Origin of the sequence: Pseudarthrobacter defluvii, from assembly GCF_030323865.1 — a bacterium.
Taxonomy (GTDB): Bacteria; Actinomycetota; Actinomycetes; order Actinomycetales; family Micrococcaceae; genus Arthrobacter; species Arthrobacter sedimenti.
Genome location: NZ_CP066362.1, coordinates 2,675,856 through 2,691,344, shown reverse-complemented (window position 1 = coordinate 2,691,344; position 15,489 = coordinate 2,675,856). Strand labels below are relative to the sequence as shown.

Below are 15,489 nucleotides of genomic sequence, written 5' to 3'. Positions count from 1 at the left end.
ATGACCGCAGAAACCACTCTCGAACCCGTCGCAAACCCGCGGGCATCCTTCATCCGCCGGCTGCCGGTAGTGTCGCACTTCAACAAGAGCGTCGGCCTGCAGCGTTTCATGCTGGTGGTGGGCCTGGTCCTCACCGGCATCTTCCTGCTCACGGCGCTGGCCGCACCATTGCTGGCGCCCTACGGCTTCGCGCAGCTGTCCGACGCCGACGGCAGTTTCCCCACCCAGCAGGCCCCGGGAGGTAAACACCTCCTGGGCACCACCGTGGGTGGATACGACGTCCTGTCACGCGTCATCTGGGGTACCCAGACGGCACTGCTGGTCATCATCGTGGCCGTGGTCCTCTCCATTTTCGCGGGCGTCATCCTCGGTTTGGTGAGCGGCTACATCGGCGGGTGGCTGGACCGGGTCCTCGTGGTGGTGGCCGACGCGATCTACGCGTTCCCGTCACTGCTGGTTGCCATCGTGATGGCCATCGTCATCAGCGGCGGCCAGTCCAGCCTGTTCGGCGGTATCCTGGCCGCGGCCATCTCCATCACGGTGGTGTTCATCCCGCAGTACTTCAGGGTGATCAGGGCAGAGACCATCCGGCTCAAGGCTGAACCCTTCGTGGAGTCGGCAAAGGTGGTGGGCGCATCGAACATCCGCATCATGACCCGGCACATCTACCGCAACGCCACCCGCACCCTGCCGTTGATCTTCACCCTCAACGCCTCCGAAGCCATCCTGACCCTGGCGGGCCTGGGCTTCCTGGGCTTCGGCATTGAACCAAGTTCTGCGGCCGAGTGGGGCTTCGACCTGAACAAGGCGCTCGCGGACACCACGTCGGGGATCTGGTGGACGGGCCTTTTCCCCGGCCTGGCCATCGTATGGACAGTCCTCGGGCTGACGCTGGTGGGCGAAAGCATTAACGACCTCAACGATCCGCGCCTCCGCGGCCGCAAGCGCAGCGGACGCAAGGGCACTGGCGCTGCGCCGGCCGCTTCCGGCGGATCCGGCACCGAAACAGAATTGAGCAACCCGTGAGCGAAAACCTTGGTTCACTGTCAGACCAGCAGGACCAGGACCGTATAACAGTCCTGGACATCGACCACCTGAAAGTCACGTTCGCCACGGACGGCGGTGACGTGCGCGCCGTCAAGGATGTCAGCCTGGAGGTCAGGGCCGGCGAGGTGCTGGCCATCGTTGGCGAGTCCGGCTCCGGTAAAACGGTGACCGCGAAAACCATCCTGGGCCTGCTTCCGGAAACTGCCGTGAGTTCGGGCGCGGTGCTGATCAACGGCGCCAACGTCATCAGCCTCAGCCCGGGGCGGCTGCGCCAGATCCGCGGCCGCGACGTGGCCATGGTGTTTCAGGAACCGTCCACCGCCCTGAACCCAGTGTTTACGGTGGGGTGGCAGATCGCCGAAGGCATCCGTGCCCATGCGGGAGCGAACGGCGGGGGACGGGTGTCCGCGAAGGAAGCCAAAGCCCGCGCCATCGAGGCCCTGCGCAAGGTGGGCATCCCCGATCCCGAACACCGCGTCAACTACTACCCGCACCAGTTCTCCGGCGGGCAGAAGCAGCGGGTGGTGATCGCCGCGGCGCTGGCGCTGAACCCCGGCCTCATTGTTGCCGACGAACCCACCACCGCCCTGGATGTCACCGTCCAGGCCGAAATCCTGGAACTCCTCCGGGACCTGCGGGACAAGTACGGCACCTCGATCGTATTGATCACGCACAACATGGGCGTGGTGGCTGACCTGGCGGACCGTGTGGTGGTGATGTACCAGGGCGACGTCGTGGAGGAAGCTCCGGCGAAGACGCTGTTCGCCGAACCAAGGCAGGAATACACCCGCAACCTCCTTGCCGCGGTGCCGCACCTGGGCCGCAACTCGGCGTCGGCAGGCCTGACCGAACGCCGCCACCAGGATGAGGAAGTGCTGGTGGCTGCCGACAACCTGGAGATCGAGTACCCGGGGCGGCTTGGGGCGCCCGCCTTCAAAGCCGTGGATGGTGTCAGTTTCACCCTGTCCAAGGGCGAGGTGTTTGGCCTCGTGGGGGAGTCAGGGTCCGGAAAGACCACCATCGGCCGCGCCATCGCCGGGCTCAACCGCACCACCGGCGGGAGCCTCAAGGTGTTGGGCTACGAGATGCTGAATCTTCGCGAGCGCACTTTCAAGCCGCTGCGCAAGGATATTGGCTTCGTGTTCCAGGACCCGGCCGCCTCCTTCAATCCGCAGCTGACCATTGGCGAGTGCATTGCAGAGCCGATGCTCATCCACACGAGGCCAAGCGATGCCCAGGCGCGCAAGCGCGTTGGTGAGCTGCTCGAATCAGTCCAGCTGCCGGCGTCGTACGCGGGGCGTTACCCGCACGAGCTGTCCGGCGGCCAGCGGCAGCGGGCATCACTGGCGCGTGCCCTGAGCCTGAACCCCCGGCTGCTGATAGCGGATGAGCCGACGTCGGCCCTGGACGTTTCGGTGCAGGCGAAGGTCCTGGAGCTGTTCAGGGACATTCAGGAGGAGTTTGGGTTCGGCTGCCTCTTCATCAGCCACGATCTTGCGGTGGTGGACATCCTGTCCTCCTGGGTTGGCGTGTTGTACAAGGGGAAGCTGGTGGAGCAGGGGATCGGCAGCCAGGTGATGGGCAACCCGCAGCATGACTACACGCGGCGGCTGATTGCATCCCTGCCCGTTCCTGACCCGGCCGAACAAGCGAAACGCCGGGAGGAGCACCGGGCGCTCCTGGGCATCTGACCCTGCAGTGCGTCACGCAGTGAAGCGCCGGTGCCGGCAGGCTGCCGGCACCGGCGCTTCACACCCGCGGTGATTCCGTCCGCTCCCATAGACTGGAGCCATGACGCAGCACAACCCCATCCCTCCTGGCTCCGATGATTTCGATCCCACCGCCAGTTCCCTGGCAGGCCACGTGGACGAATCGGTGATGGCTGAACTGCTGTCCATCCGCTCCAGCATTGACAACATTGATGCCACGCTGGTGTACCTCCTGGCTGAACGCTTCAAGGCCACCCAGAAAGTCGGCTTCCTCAAGGCCACCCACCGCCTGCCCGCCGGTGACCCCGGTCGGGAGGCCGCCCAGATCGCGCGCCTGCGCCGCCTGGCCGAGGACGCGCACCTTGACCCGGCATTTGCCGAAAAGTTCCTCAACTTCATCATCGGCGAGGTAATCCGCCACCACGAGGCCATCGCCGAGGACCACCAGGCTTCCTCCGGCCAACAGTCCCAGACCTCCGCACTGGCGTGAGCCGGGAACCGAACCAACGGGGGTCCGGCGAGCCAGCGGCTGAGGCCGCGGGGCCTTCATACGAAGCCGCGGAGGTCACGGCAACGGCACTGGGTCCGTGGCCGGGCGAGGACCCGCTCGAGGCAACCCGGATTATCCGGGGCGAGCTCGGCAGCCCGCACCTGCCGTTCCTGGCCGAGCTTCCGGACCGCGGGGTTGGTTCCGACGCGCTGGGTCGTACCGCTTCCCTCCTGGAGGAACTCGCGGTGGATGTCCAACCCCACGGATGGCGGCTTGTGGACCGGCCCGGCAAGGACATGCGGCGTGCCGCGTCGGCGCTCTCCACCGATTTGAACGTGCTTGCCGACGTGGCGGGGGCGGAAGACGTTTCCGCTGCTGAATTCAAGGTGCAATTGGTGGGCCCGCTGAGCCTTGCCGCAGGCCTGTACCTGCACAACGGTGAGCGCGCGCTGCTGGACCATGGCGCGCGGCGGGACCTGGCCGCTTCCCTCGCAGCAGGAGCCGGCAGTTACCTCGCGCGGGTGGCAGCAGCCGTTCCGGGTGCCCGCTTGGTGGTGCAGGTGGACGAGCCCGCCATTGCCGCCGTGCTGGCCGGAACCATACCCACCGCCAGCGGCTACCGCACACTCCGTGCGGTGGCGGCATCGGAAGCACGGGAGTCCTGGCGGCTGGTCCTGGATGCCCTGCGCGCAGCCGGTGCCGCAGACGTGGTGGTTTCGTTTCCGGAAATCGAGGCGCCGATCGAACTGGTCCTGTCCGCCGGCGCCGACGGCGTTGCGTTGCCGCTGAGGGCGTTGACGAACCGCCAGTGGGAGCAGGTGGCCGGTGCGGTGGAGGCCGGGAAACAGTTTTGGGCAGGCGCCCTGGAGGTGTCTGGGGGGCCGCTGCCCAAGGTTGCCGACTGCGTGGAGTCCGTATGGCGTCCCTGGCGCCAGTTGGGCCTTCCGGCGTCGCTGCTGGCCGCCACCCGGGTGACGCCCTCGGCAGGACTGGCCGGCCTCACACCCACGCAAGCCACCGCGGTCCTGGGCAGGCTTACCCAGGTGGCTGACGGCCTCAACCAGCAGGTACTGGGGTAGGGGCTAGACCCTGCTTTCCCAGCGTTCCGGCTGCGCGTAGCGGGGAAGGTAGCTTTGCGCGGAACTGCCGCCGCTGTAGGGGCGCAGCCGGTAGTCGAAGGCACCCGCGTACACCAGGACCAGGCCGATCTGCGGCTGGATGACCTTCACCTGGATGCGGTGCCGCCCGTTGCTGCCCTCCTCCGGGTCCCACCACTGTTCGGCATAGGCCTTGGCATCCAGGCCTGGCGGAAGGGGTACCCGGAGGGGGCCCAGGAAGAGCCGCGAAGCTTCTGATACTCCGCGCAGCCTTCCTTCCAGGGTGACGCTGAGGTTCAGGTCAGTTACCAGGCGCCGGTACCGTCCCACGTAGTCCACCAGCTGGGTGGCGCCGGTCCGGGTGGTGGCGCTGGTGGTGTCCTGGAAAAGCCGGGTGCGTTCCGGGAAACGTATTTCGCGGCGGGCGGTGAGGCTGGAACGGCCGAACGGATCCTGGTGCGCATGGTTCTCGATCCGGAACGGGATGTTTTCACCGTACTCGGGAAAGAAAGCTTCTTCGCCCCCAGTGAGGCGCAGCAGAGGGCGCAGCCACCGCTGGCGGCACCCGACGACGTCGAACGTTCCTTCCCCCACGCCGTAGTGCCCGGATCCCGGCGCCAGAGAGAAGTACTCCTGCAGCTCGGGTTGCAGCCGGGAGAACTCCGCGCCCAGGGCCTGCCGGTAAATGGGGACGCTCATATATAGTGGACCTCCTGTTGCCTGTGACCTCGTGCCAAGCGGGGCTGACTGTCTCCGGGTTCACAATCTACCGGCAGCTTTGAGCCGGATGTACATGTCCGCCAGCCGGGGCGGCAGTTCGTGGGGCTCGGCGTCCACCACCTCCACTCCATAGCGCCGCAGCTCCGCGGTCACCGCCGCACGCTGCAGGAGTGCCCGCTCAGCCGCTGCCGCGCGGAAGACTCCGGTGGCGTCGTTTCGTTCCCTGAGCATGGCACCCAGTTGGGGGTCGCGGACGGCCGCCACTACCACCACATGCTGGCTGGCCAGCCGCTCGGCCACCGGCAGCAGGCCCTCTTCCGACGCTCCACCGTCCAGTGACGTCAGCAGCACCACGAGGGACCGGTGCGTGGATACGGCCCGGATCTGCGCAGGGACGGCGGGCCAGTCCATCTCGATCAGTTCGGCGTCAAGGGGCGCCATGGCCTGGACCAGCCGGCCGAGGATGGTGCCCTGCCCGGCAGAGCCTGCCCGCGCCCGCGTCCTGCGGTCGAAGGCCACGAAGTCCACCCGGTCTCCGCCCCGTTCGGCCAGTACCCCCAGGAGGAGTGCCGCCTCGATCCCGGTGTCGAGGCGCGTTTCGTCACCAATCCTGGCCGCGGACGTGCGGGACGTGTCGAGGACCATCACCACCCGCCGGTCCCGTTCCGGGCGCCACGTCCGGACCACCACTGCGGAGCGCCTCGCCGTGGCGCGCCAGTCGATGGAGCGTACGTCATCGCCGCGGACGTAGTCGCGCAGGGAGTCGAACTCGGTGCCGGCGCCGCGGATCTGGACGGCGGCCTTCCCGTCGAGTTCGCGCAGTTTCAGCAGTTTCGAGGGCAGGTGCCGCCTCGAATGGAAGGGCGGCAATACCCGCACTGAGCCGGGGCATTCGATGGTGCGCTGGCGGGCGGCCAGGCGCAGGGGCCCGAACGAGCGAAGCGTCACGTGCGGCGCTGCCAGGTCACCCCTTCGGACCGGCAGCAGCCGGACATCGTAGCGCCTGCCTTCCCCGGCCGGTACGTCGATGTCCTGGACCGGGTTCTGTGCCCCGGCGGACGGTTGCCAGCCATCCCGCAGCGATCCCCGGAGCGCGCGGCTGCCGCTGTTTCGGACCGTGAGGACGGCGTTCATCGACCTGTTAAGCGTCACGTTTTCCGGCTCCGCGCGCACCACGCTGACCCGGCGAAGGGAGGCCGCGAAGACCAGGTCCGCCACCAACAGGGCCGCGAGCACGGCGGCGGTGGCAAGCACGGTCAGCCACCCTGGGGACAGCAGCACCGGCACCAGGCCAAGCAGCACCAGCGCAACGAAGCGTCCCGAGACGGCCATCAGCGTGGGACGGGGACGGACGCCAGGATGCTGCCCAGGACATCGTCCACCCGGACGCCGTCCATCTGGGCTTCGGGCTGCAGGGCCACCCGGTGCCGCAGGCACGGCAGGGCCAGTGCCTTGACGTCGTCAGGGGTGACGAACGGGCGGCCGGAGAGCCATGCCCAGGACCGTGAGGTGTTGAGGAGTGCAGTGGCACCGCGGGGTGATACGCCCAGCTGGAATGAAGGGGCGGCCCGGGTTGCCCGTACGAGGTCAACGATGTACGCGATGATTTCCGGTTCCACGGCCACCCGCGTCACTGCCTCCCGCGCCCGTTCCAGGTCCTCCGCGCCGGCCACCGCCCGGACGCCGGCTGCTGCCAGGTCCCGGGGATCGAACCCGGCGGCATGGCGGCGGATGACTTCAATTTCGTCCCCGCGCTCAGGCAGCGGCATGGTGAGCTTGAGCAGGAACCTGTCCAGTTGCGCCTCCGGCAGGGCATAGGTCCCCTCGTACTCCACCGGATTCTGCGTAGCCGCCACAAGGAAGGGCGCCGGCAGCCGCCGGGAGGCGCCGTCCACCGATACCTGCCGCTCTTCCATGGCCTCGAGGAGCGAAGCCTGGGTCTTTGGAGGGGTGCGGTTGATCTCATCAGCCAACAGCAGGTTGGTGAAAACAGGTCCCTCCCGGAAACTGAATTCGGAAGTGTGGGAGTCGTAAACCAGAGAACCGGTGACATCGCCTGGCATGAGGTCGGGGGTGAACTGCACGCGCTTGGTGTCCAGGCTCAAGGCGGAAGAGAGCGCCCGGACCAGCAGGGTCTTGGCAACTCCGGGTACACCCTCCAGCAGCACGTGCCCCTGCGACAGCAGGGCAATCAGGAGGCCGGTGACGGTGGCGTCCTGTCCCACCACTGCCTTTGCCACTTCCCGACGGACAGCAAGCAATGCCTGCCGCGCGCCGTCGTCGTCCATGTAGCTGCCGGAGTCCACGGCATTAAGGGTTCCCGGGCCACTGCTCTGTTCGCTCATCGGGTCATGACCTCTTTCTCGAGTTTGTCCAGCGCCTGTGACCAGGCCACAAGCCGGGCTTCGGTTGCGGGGTGTTCGTTTATCAGCGCGCGGATGGCGGTAGCGTCCATGCCGAGGAGCCTGGCGGCAGCGGCTATGGTGTCCTCGGCAGTGGCGCCCGGGCCCAGGCGGAGCTTTCCGGAGAGCCGCACCAGCAGCCCGGCCCGCAGGTTGTCCCGGGCCTGGCCGATGGAGCGGGAGTCCTGGTAGAGCCGGGCGCGCCCCTCCGCCGTCTCAACAGCCTTGACCACCACCGGCAGCGGCTCGAACACCAGTGGGCCGTGGCGGCGTCCCCGCCACAGGACGGCGGCCAATGCCACCAGAACCAGCCAGGGGCCCAGGAAGCGGGCCCAGTCCGGTGCAAGGTCATCGAGTGTTTTCCCGGATCCGGTCACCGCTACGTCCTCCAGCGAGGGCAGGTACCAGACGAGGTCCGGCGACTTACCGAGCATCCGGACCGCGAGCGCGGCGTTGCCAAGTTCATCCAGCTTGTCGTTGCCCAGCACGGCCCTGTTGCCCAGCACGGCCAGGCGTCCGTCGTTGCTGACGGCGAGCATCCCGGCGGTTCCCGCTGTCCGGTAACAGGACGTCCCGCCGTCGTACACGAAGCCACCTTGGCCCGTGACTTGTCCGGCTGCCTCCGCGTCCGGGTGCGTGCATCCGGGCTCCAGGACCGGGAAGCCATCGGGAACCACACCGGCCTGGCGGATCCCGCTGTCAAGGGCGGTGACAGTTTCCAGCCTGGGGGAGACCACCACCACTTTGTCCGCGGCCGAAATCAGGGCGGCCAGCTGTGGCTCACCCAGGATGCCGTTCCTGTCATAGAGCAGGAGGGTAGGGGAGGAGCCGGAACGCAGGTCGTTCAGCGCTGCGTCGAAGCGGGCGGGCGTGTGGACGGAGACTCCGTGCCGGCCCAGGATTTCGCCCAACGCCCTGGCCCCGTCCGGCCCGGCATTGTGGACGGAGAGGGGAATGGTGTCGCCCTTGGGAGCGAGTTGCGTGCCGATCACCAGTGCCAATGCAGCAGCCACCAAAACACCCGCTGCCGTTAGTCCACGGTGCTGCCGCAGCCACGCGAGGAACTTTCGGGCCTGCGGCCTCGCTGTGACGGGCACGGCTTCCGGGGTGTCTGCCAGGCTGCCGGCCGGCCCCGGCTGCCTGGTGTCAGTAGCGGACACGCTCATGGCAGCCGTACCGCGCTGCCGGCGGGAACCGGTTTCATGGCGTCCAAGGCGGAGTCCAGACCCGTCATCTCCTGGTAGTCGGCCCTGCCTGCTGCCCTGTTCCCATACCGGATGCCATCAAAGACGGCCGCCGCCCGCAGCAATCGCCCCGACTCAGTATTGAAAGGTATGGACAGTGCCCGTGCCGCTTCGTCCGCGGTGCGGCCCGGCTGCGGGTCCAGTACAGTGCGGGCTTCAGCGCTGCGGACCACCGCCCGGAAACGGTCGACGACGGCGTCCCCCCACTTTCCGGCCGCGGCTGCGGCGTCTGCCCGGTTCCGGTAGTCCGTGGCTGACATGGAGGCTTCGCTTTCGAAGACGTCCCTGGCTTTCCGCGCGCGGGCGTTCAGCCGGGGGCGGGCGAGGATGATGGCGGCTGCGATGATGGCCGCAATGACGAGGGCGATGACCGGGCTGGGCACCGCTGCCGGGTCCCCGGAGGAGCCGCCCAGAGACTGCAGCCAGTCGAGGAAGTTCCGCCAGAGGGTGTCCAGCCAGGACGGGGCGGCGTCCCGGTATTCCGGTTTGGCCAGCTCCTCCACCGCCCAGCGCCGTGCTTCCGCCGAATCAGGGAGCACCGGAGGTTCAGCGGCCATACGGCCATGCCCCCGGCGACCCTGGTGCCGTCCCGTATCCGGGGTGCGGCGTGCTGCTGCCTGCCTGCGTTCCCCGGCCCGGGACGCCGTCAGGATCAGCGCCGGTCTCCAGCTGGCGCAGCAGCGCGATGTCCAGACCGTCCTTGCGCATCCGCAGGTCCATGTAGAGCAGCGCCATCACGGACGTCTGGTAGGCGTAGGCCACCGCGCCCACCAAGGCACCGATCACCGCAGTGACCACGCCCATGACGGCGCCCATTGTGGCGTCCTGCCCGCTGCCGCCGTGCGGCGAGACAACACCGGACACGAACGCGGGCAGGAGGCTTACCGGGATCAGGACCACCTGGGTGATCACTCCGACCAGGATGGCGACCACCAAGGTGATGCCCAGGATCCGCCACCAGTTGGCCCGCGTGAGTTCCCAGGAGCGACGGATTCCGGCGAGGGCCCCGACTTCTTCGATCACGACGGCGGCAGGGGCCACCATGACCTTCACCGCCACCCACGCAACCGCGACGCCAAAAGCCAGCATGAGGGGGAGGACCAGCAGAACGGCTGCGCCCCGGACATTGGAGAACAGGAAAACAATGATGGCGAAAAAGATCGCCGTGGTGGCCATAACCGCGGCAACCAGCAGCGCCGCCAGTGCGGCCAGCGCGCCGAACCTTGGCCGCGCCAGCGACAGCATGCGGCGGAAGCCCGTGGGCCGGTTCAGGATGGAGCGCGCCACGGGCACCACCATGGCGCCTTGGAGGATGGCGGAAATGAACACCGACAAGATCGACAGGAGGATGAAGCCGGCCATCATCCCGATCCCCAGGGAAGTAAGCTCGGCGCTGCTGGCCGTTTCCGCCCAGGCCTGGACAGACCCTGACGACGTGGCAACGAGTGCAGCGACCACCGCAGCGAGGACGGCAGACAGTGACTGCGCCAGCAAACCGGCTCCGAGCATTGCCTTGGCATTGCGCCTGATGGCCTGGAACGATCCGTCCAGGACCTCCCCGAACATCAGGGGCCGCAACGGAATGATCCCCGGCTTGGGCGGGGCCACGTAGCGCGGATGGGTGGCGGGCGAGGCGCCGTACGGGGAGGCTCCGTAGGGCGATCCTCCATAAGGCCCAGGGGAATAAGGGGAGCCCGGGTACTGCGGCCCGCTGTACGGGGATCCATTCTGGGGCTGCCCGCCATATGCCTGGCCGCCGTACGCCTGTCCGCCGTAGGCGTTGCGGCCGTATGCCTGGCCGCCGTCTGGCTGGGTCCCGGAGGTAGAGGCGCCGGGGTATGGACCGCCCGCGTACGGGTTATTCCCGGACTGCTGCCGCCACTGCTGCGGCTGCGTTTGGTACCCCTGCTGCCATGGCCGCTGCTTCTCCCAAGGGGACTGCCGCCCGGACTGTGATTGCTGGCCTTCGCGTGGCTGGTGGCCCGGAGGCGCCCAGGGCTGGTCCCAGGCACCCGCGCCTGGTCTGGGCGTTTCCGGTCCTGGCGTCCCTGGTGGGGGCATTCCTGGTCCCGGCGCGCCTGCCGGCGCCGGCGCACTGCCGTCCGGTGCCTCGCCCGGCCGCTCCTGCCCGGGCTCCCCGGGCCCCGACTCCTGTGGTGACACTGATTCCTCCCCCAATACCAGTCCGCCTGCCCCGCCTGCCGCCCGCCGCAAGGTGCGCACCGGAAGCGCAGGACATGACCCCAAGACTATAGTTCCGGCGTCGGACGGCCTAGTACTCCCGCCATGCCGGAAGCCCCTCAACAGGACAAACCCATCCCGATAAGGGAATATATAGCTATGAAGGCACGCATTCTGGTGGTAGATGATGACGAAGCGCTGGCCGAGATGATTGGAATTGTCCTCCGTAATGACGGCTTCGAGCCGGTCTTTTGCGCCGACGGCGCCCAGGCACTGGACGTCTTCCGGTCATCACGGCCGGACCTGGTCCTGCTCGACCTCATGCTTCCCGGCATGGACGGCATCGAGGTCTGCCGGCAGATCCGCGGCGAGTCGGACGTGCCCATCGTGATGCTGACCGCCAAGTCGGACACCTCCGACGTCGTCCGCGGACTGGAGTCCGGTGCCGATGACTACGTGCCCAAACCCTTCAAACCCGCCGAGCTGGTGGCACGCGTACGTGCCCGCCTTCGCCCCGGGGACCAGAAGGCGCCCGAGACTCTTCGCATCGCCGACATCACCATCGATGTCGCCGGCCACACCGTCAGCCGCGGTAGTGAGCGGATCTCCCTCACCCCGCTGGAATTCGACCTCCTGGTGGCACTGGCCCGTAAACCCTGGCAGGTATTCACGCGGGAGCTGCTGCTGGAACAGGTTTGGGGATACCGCCACGCTGCCGACACCAGATTGGTCAACGTCCATGTCCAGCGGCTGCGGTCCAAGATCGAACAGGACCCGGAAGCCCCGGAAGTTGTATTGACGGTGCGTGGTGTCGGCTACAAAGCAGGGGTCTGACCCCGCTGCGCAGGGCGGGGAACCGGACCAGCGCACAACCCCGCACACTGCGGTTGCCGGCCCGAACGGGAACACCGCGGGCCAGGACGACGCCGCGGGGGACAGCACCCCACGGGAGGGCCCCGCAAGCGGGGCCGCCCCTGACGGCGCGCCCGGCCCCGGGGACGGCATCACTCCCGTGCTCAGGCATGTGGCATTCCGGGCAAGGATCTGGCAGCGGCGTGCCCTGATCGTCGCCCTGCGCGTGGCACGCCTGGTCCGCACGGGTGTGCGCCGCTTCCTTCCCGGCCTGAGGTATCTTGGCCGCGCCCTGCAGCAGCGCTGGCGCCGGTCCCTGCAGTTCCGCACCGTCCTCACCACCCTGATGCTGGCTGTGACCTCGTTCGCCCTTGTAGGCGCATATCTGTCCAACCAGATCGCCAACAACCTGTTCCAGGAGCGGCTGACCCAGGCGGAGTCGGAGACCCGTTACAACGTCAAGCAGGTACAGGACACGTTCGACGGCGCCCAGGTCACCGACCAGTCCAGCGTCATCACCTTGGTTTCGGACACGCTGAGCGCAGTGGAAGGCCGGGGTTCGGTCATCCAGCGACGCTACGTCTTCGAAGCGATGCCGAACCAGACCAAACCCCGGAACCGCTGGGTGGAGTCAAGAGCCTCCGACCAGCTGACCGTCAGTGTCATTCCGGCGGACCTGCGGAAGGCAGTCCAGGACTCCGGCAAGGACCAGTACTGGGCCTCCACAGTCATCCCGGTGGGCACGGAGGACCGGCCGGGGATCGCCGTGGGGAACAAGGTGACCTTCAACGGCACGGTTTATGAGCTTTACCTGATCTATGACCTGAATACCGCCCAGCAGACACTCAACGAGATCCAAAGTGTCCTGTGGGCCGGCGGTGCAGTGCTGGTCCTCCTGATCGGCGCCGTAGCCTGGTACGTCACCCGTAACGTGGTCAGTCCTGTCAGCCATGCCGCCATGGTGTCCGAGAAACTGGCAGCCGGGCAGCTGCAGGAGCGCATGGTGGTCAGGGGCGAGGACGAAGTGGCGCGCCTTGGCGCTTCCTTCAACCACATGGCAGCCAGCCTGCAGGAGCAGATCACCCAACTGGCAACGCTTTCGCAGATGCAGCAGCGATTTGTCTCCGACGTCTCGCACGAGTTGCGGACGCCGTTGACCACCGTCCGGATGGCAGCAGAAGTCCTCTACGACGCGCGTGATGATTTCGATCCCATTAATAAGCGGTCCGCAGAGCTGCTTTACAACCAGGTGGAACGGTTCCAGTCCCTCCTCTCCGACCTCCTTGAAATCAGCCGCTTCGACGCGGGTGTGGCAATGCTGGATGCCGAGCCGGAGGACCTGCTCCAGGTGATCGCCCACGTCATTGAAGGAGCGGCACCCGTGGCCGCGGAGTATGGCTCCGAGATCATCTTCGCTGCCCCCGAAGGTGCCATGATCGTGGAAATGGACGCTCGGCGGATTGACAGGATTTTGCGGAACCTGATCCTGAACGCGGTGGAGCACGGTGAGGGTAAACCGGTCACGGTCACGGTCGCGGCCAATGAAACTGCCGTGGGCGTCGCCGTCCGGGACCATGGCATCGGCATGGACCAGGCACAGGCGGCCCGGGTTTTCGACAGGTTCTGGCGTGCCGATCCCGCCCGCGCCCGCACCACCGGCGGCAGCGGCCTGGGATTGTCCATCGCCATGGAAGACACAAAACTGCACCATGGCTGGCTGCAGGCCTGGGGACGGAAGGGCGACGGCGCCAACTTCCGGCTCACCCTTCCACTGCGCCAGGATGTCGTGATCGCCGAATCGCCCGTGCAGCTGGAACCAAAGGACGTGACCTTTCCGGGAGCACCGGGAAGTATCCCGGCAGAACAGGACTACAAAAACATGCTGGTGCTGCAGACAGGCACCGCCAGGCCTGCTCCGGCACGGGCGCCTGAGGAGACGCCATGAGGGCCGCAGTGCGCCACGCCAAGTATCCGGCGGCATTGCTGGCGCTGCTGATGGTCCTGCTGTCGGGGTGCGCGCGGATTCCCACTTCCGGCCCGGTGGGGAAGAGCAGCGAAAGCAGCGCCGGAAACGTCAGTGCACCGGTGTTCCTACCGGCAGCGCCACAACCGGGCGCATCACCGGAAACCATCATCGACTACTTCTACCGTGCCGGCAGCGGCTACGAGGACGACTATGCGGTGGCCCGGCAATACCTGACGCAGGCATCGGCCGTGTCTTGGAAACCGGACAAGCGCGCGCTGGTGTACCGGGAGGCACGTGTTGTCCCCGCGGGCCCCGAGAACGTCTTCAACTATGAACTGGACGTCTCCTACACGGTTGACGCCGACGGCATCGCCACACAGTCGCCGCCCGGAACAGTGGAACGCATTCCCGTGACGGTGACGCAGGTTGACGGGGAGTGGCGGATCTCCGGGATTCCGGATGGGACCGCCATCGCGGAGGAGACGTTCAAGGTGATCTACGGCGCCTACCCCATCTACTTCTACGACCCCACCTTCACCTACGCCGTCCCCGACGTCCGCTGGTTCCTGAAGAACAAGACTGTCAAGGCCATGACCAGCGCGCTGCTGGCCGGCCCTGCTCCATACCTGCGTGGCGCCGTCGCCAGCGCTTTTCCCTCGGGGATCAAGCTCGCCCGTGAATCAGTACCCGTGGTGTCGGGGGCGGCCCAGGTGGACCTGACGGCCAAGGAATTGACGGAAACGTCAGCCGAGGACCGGCTGCGCATGCAGATGCAGCTGACGCTCACGTTCCGAAGCCAGCCCGATGTGGTCAACGTTGAGTTGCGTGCCAACCAGGACCTGGTCCGGGTGGAGGACAACGGGAGTGTTCTTCCGCCGGTGCTGGACAAGACCGTGCCGTCGCGGCAGATCGCCGTCAGCGGTAATGAGCTGGTGCGCTACGAGAACAACCGGGTGTCACCGCTGCCCGATATGCAGCCGGTTTCCGCGCTCAATCCCCGGTATCCTGCCGAGTCCCCGGTGTCGCAGACTGCGGCCTTCCTCAATGACGGCCGGACCACCCTGTACAGCATCAGCCCAGGGCAACCGGCGCGTGCGCTGACCACCAGGAGCACTCTCAGCCGGCCGTCCATTAACCTCAACGACTGGGTATGGACAGCGGGGCCGGGCGCCACCGGTGCCACTGAGGTGGTGGCGTTCCACCCAGCCGGCGTGGCGGAAGGAGCAGCAGTCCCATCCGTAACGCTGGCCCCTGCCTGGCTCGCCGGCCGCACCGTGAGGGAGCTCCGCATCTCTCGCGACGGCGTGCGCGCCCTGGTCATCTCCGAACAAAACGGCAAGTCCAAGGTGCAAATAGCCGGCGTGATCCGGGCCGGGGACGGCACCCCCCGGGAGCTGACGGCGCCCATTACCCTGGTGGCTTCCAGCGATCCCGACCAAGGGGTTTGGGTGAACGGCACCACTATTGCGGTGATGAAGGGGGCGGCAGGTACGAATGTCACGCCGGAACTGCTGTCCCTGACTTCCGGGCAGCCGCAGCAGCTGGCTCCCTGGCCGGGCCTGGTGGCTATCAGCGCGGGAAATGGCGCCGACGACCTTTACGTACAATCCGGGGAAGGGATCTTCCAACGCCTCGGCAATGGCTGGTCGCCGCAAATCAAGGGCCCCATCGATCCTGCGTTCCCGGGCTGACCTGCTCCTGCCCCCAAAATGGCAAACGGCAGGCAGCTTAGCGCTTCACGGCGTTGGTGTTCCCCGCCTTGTCCACATAGCCGCCGGCGT

Annotated in this window: 13 protein-coding genes; 7 read left to right on the top strand and 6 right to left on the bottom strand. The window is 67.1% G+C overall.

Annotated features, from left to right (window positions below; all coding sequences use genetic code 11):
* The 4 genes from JCQ34_RS12400 (at nucleotide 1) to JCQ34_RS12385 (ending at nucleotide 4,325) form a co-directional block, all read left to right on the top strand.
* Nucleotides 1–1,026 (top strand): ABC transporter permease, encoded by a 1,026-nt coding sequence (locus JCQ34_RS12400; protein WP_286397947.1) that lies wholly within the window; start codon nucleotides 1–3, stop codon nucleotides 1,024–1,026.
* Nucleotides 1,023–2,738: an ABC transporter ATP-binding protein gene (locus JCQ34_RS12395; RefSeq protein WP_286397946.1), complete on the top strand. Its 1,716-nt coding sequence runs from the start codon at nucleotides 1,023–1,025 to the stop codon at nucleotides 2,736–2,738. Before JCQ34_RS12400 ends, JCQ34_RS12395 begins: the two co-directional genes overlap by 4 nt.
* Before the next feature lie 100 nt (nucleotides 2,739–2,838).
* Entirely contained in the window at nucleotides 2,839–3,246 is a 408-nt protein-coding gene (locus tag JCQ34_RS12390) for a chorismate mutase (RefSeq protein ID WP_286397945.1), read from the top strand.
* An 89-nt stretch (nucleotides 3,247–3,335) separates the two neighbouring features.
* The gene (locus JCQ34_RS12385) at nucleotides 3,336–4,325 is read left to right on the top strand and encodes a hypothetical protein (RefSeq protein WP_286404490.1); all 990 of its coding nucleotides are present in this window, start codon (nucleotides 3,336–3,338) and stop codon (nucleotides 4,323–4,325) included.
* Nucleotides 4,326–4,328: 3 nt separating this feature from the next.
* On the opposite strand, the gene JCQ34_RS12380 is transcribed toward JCQ34_RS12385, so the two are convergent.
* The 6 genes from JCQ34_RS12380 to JCQ34_RS12355 are packed head-to-tail and all read right to left on the bottom strand — an operon-like array spanning nucleotide 4,329 to nucleotide 10,872.
* Nucleotides 4,329–5,042: a DUF4166 domain-containing protein gene (locus tag JCQ34_RS12380; RefSeq protein WP_286397944.1), complete on the bottom strand. Its 714-nt coding sequence runs from the start codon at nucleotides 5,040–5,042 to the stop codon at nucleotides 4,329–4,331.
* 60 nt (nucleotides 5,043–5,102) lie between these two features.
* The gene (locus JCQ34_RS12375) at nucleotides 5,103–6,395 is read right to left on the bottom strand and encodes a DUF58 domain-containing protein (RefSeq protein ID WP_286397943.1); all 1,293 of its coding nucleotides are present in this window, start codon (nucleotides 6,393–6,395) and stop codon (nucleotides 5,103–5,105) included.
* The gene (locus JCQ34_RS12370; RefSeq protein ID WP_286404488.1) at nucleotides 6,395–7,351 is read right to left on the bottom strand and encodes an AAA family ATPase; all 957 of its coding nucleotides are present in this window, start codon (nucleotides 7,349–7,351) and stop codon (nucleotides 6,395–6,397) included. The genes JCQ34_RS12375 and JCQ34_RS12370 overlap by 1 nt, the downstream gene beginning before the upstream one ends.
* 53 nt (nucleotides 7,352–7,404) lie before the next feature.
* Nucleotides 7,405–8,631 (bottom strand): DUF4350 domain-containing protein, encoded by a 1,227-nt coding sequence (locus JCQ34_RS12365; protein WP_286397942.1) that lies wholly within the window; start codon nucleotides 8,629–8,631, stop codon nucleotides 7,405–7,407.
* Entirely contained in the window at nucleotides 8,628–9,266 is a 639-nt protein-coding gene (locus tag JCQ34_RS12360) for a DUF4129 domain-containing protein (protein ID WP_286397941.1), read from the bottom strand. Before JCQ34_RS12360 ends, JCQ34_RS12365 begins: the two co-directional genes overlap by 4 nt.
* Nucleotides 9,256–10,872 (bottom strand): hypothetical protein, encoded by a 1,617-nt coding sequence (locus tag JCQ34_RS12355; RefSeq protein WP_286397940.1) that lies wholly within the window; start codon nucleotides 10,870–10,872, stop codon nucleotides 9,256–9,258. The genes JCQ34_RS12360 and JCQ34_RS12355 overlap by 11 nt, the downstream gene beginning before the upstream one ends.
* A gap of 177 nt (nucleotides 10,873–11,049) precedes the next feature.
* Between JCQ34_RS12355 and mtrA the strand changes: the two genes are divergently transcribed.
* The 3 genes from mtrA to JCQ34_RS12340 all read left to right on the top strand — a co-directional run bounded on the left by mtrA (nucleotide 11,050) and on the right by JCQ34_RS12340 (nucleotide 15,399).
* Nucleotides 11,050–11,724, top strand: coding sequence for an MtrAB system response regulator MtrA (gene mtrA, locus JCQ34_RS12350; RefSeq protein ID WP_214943351.1), 675 nt, complete (start codon nucleotides 11,050–11,052; stop codon nucleotides 11,722–11,724).
* A gap of 169 nt (nucleotides 11,725–11,893) precedes the next feature.
* On the top strand, nucleotides 11,894–13,687 hold the full coding sequence (mtrB, locus tag JCQ34_RS12345) for an MtrAB system histidine kinase MtrB (RefSeq protein ID WP_286404486.1): 1,794 nt from the start codon (nucleotides 11,894–11,896) through the stop codon (nucleotides 13,685–13,687).
* Complete coding sequence (locus tag JCQ34_RS12340) at nucleotides 13,684–15,399, top strand: LpqB family beta-propeller domain-containing protein (RefSeq protein ID WP_286397938.1); 1,716 nt, start codon at nucleotides 13,684–13,686, stop codon at nucleotides 15,397–15,399. The genes mtrB and JCQ34_RS12340 overlap by 4 nt, the downstream gene beginning before the upstream one ends.
* Nucleotides 15,400–15,489 lie beyond the last annotated feature (90 nt).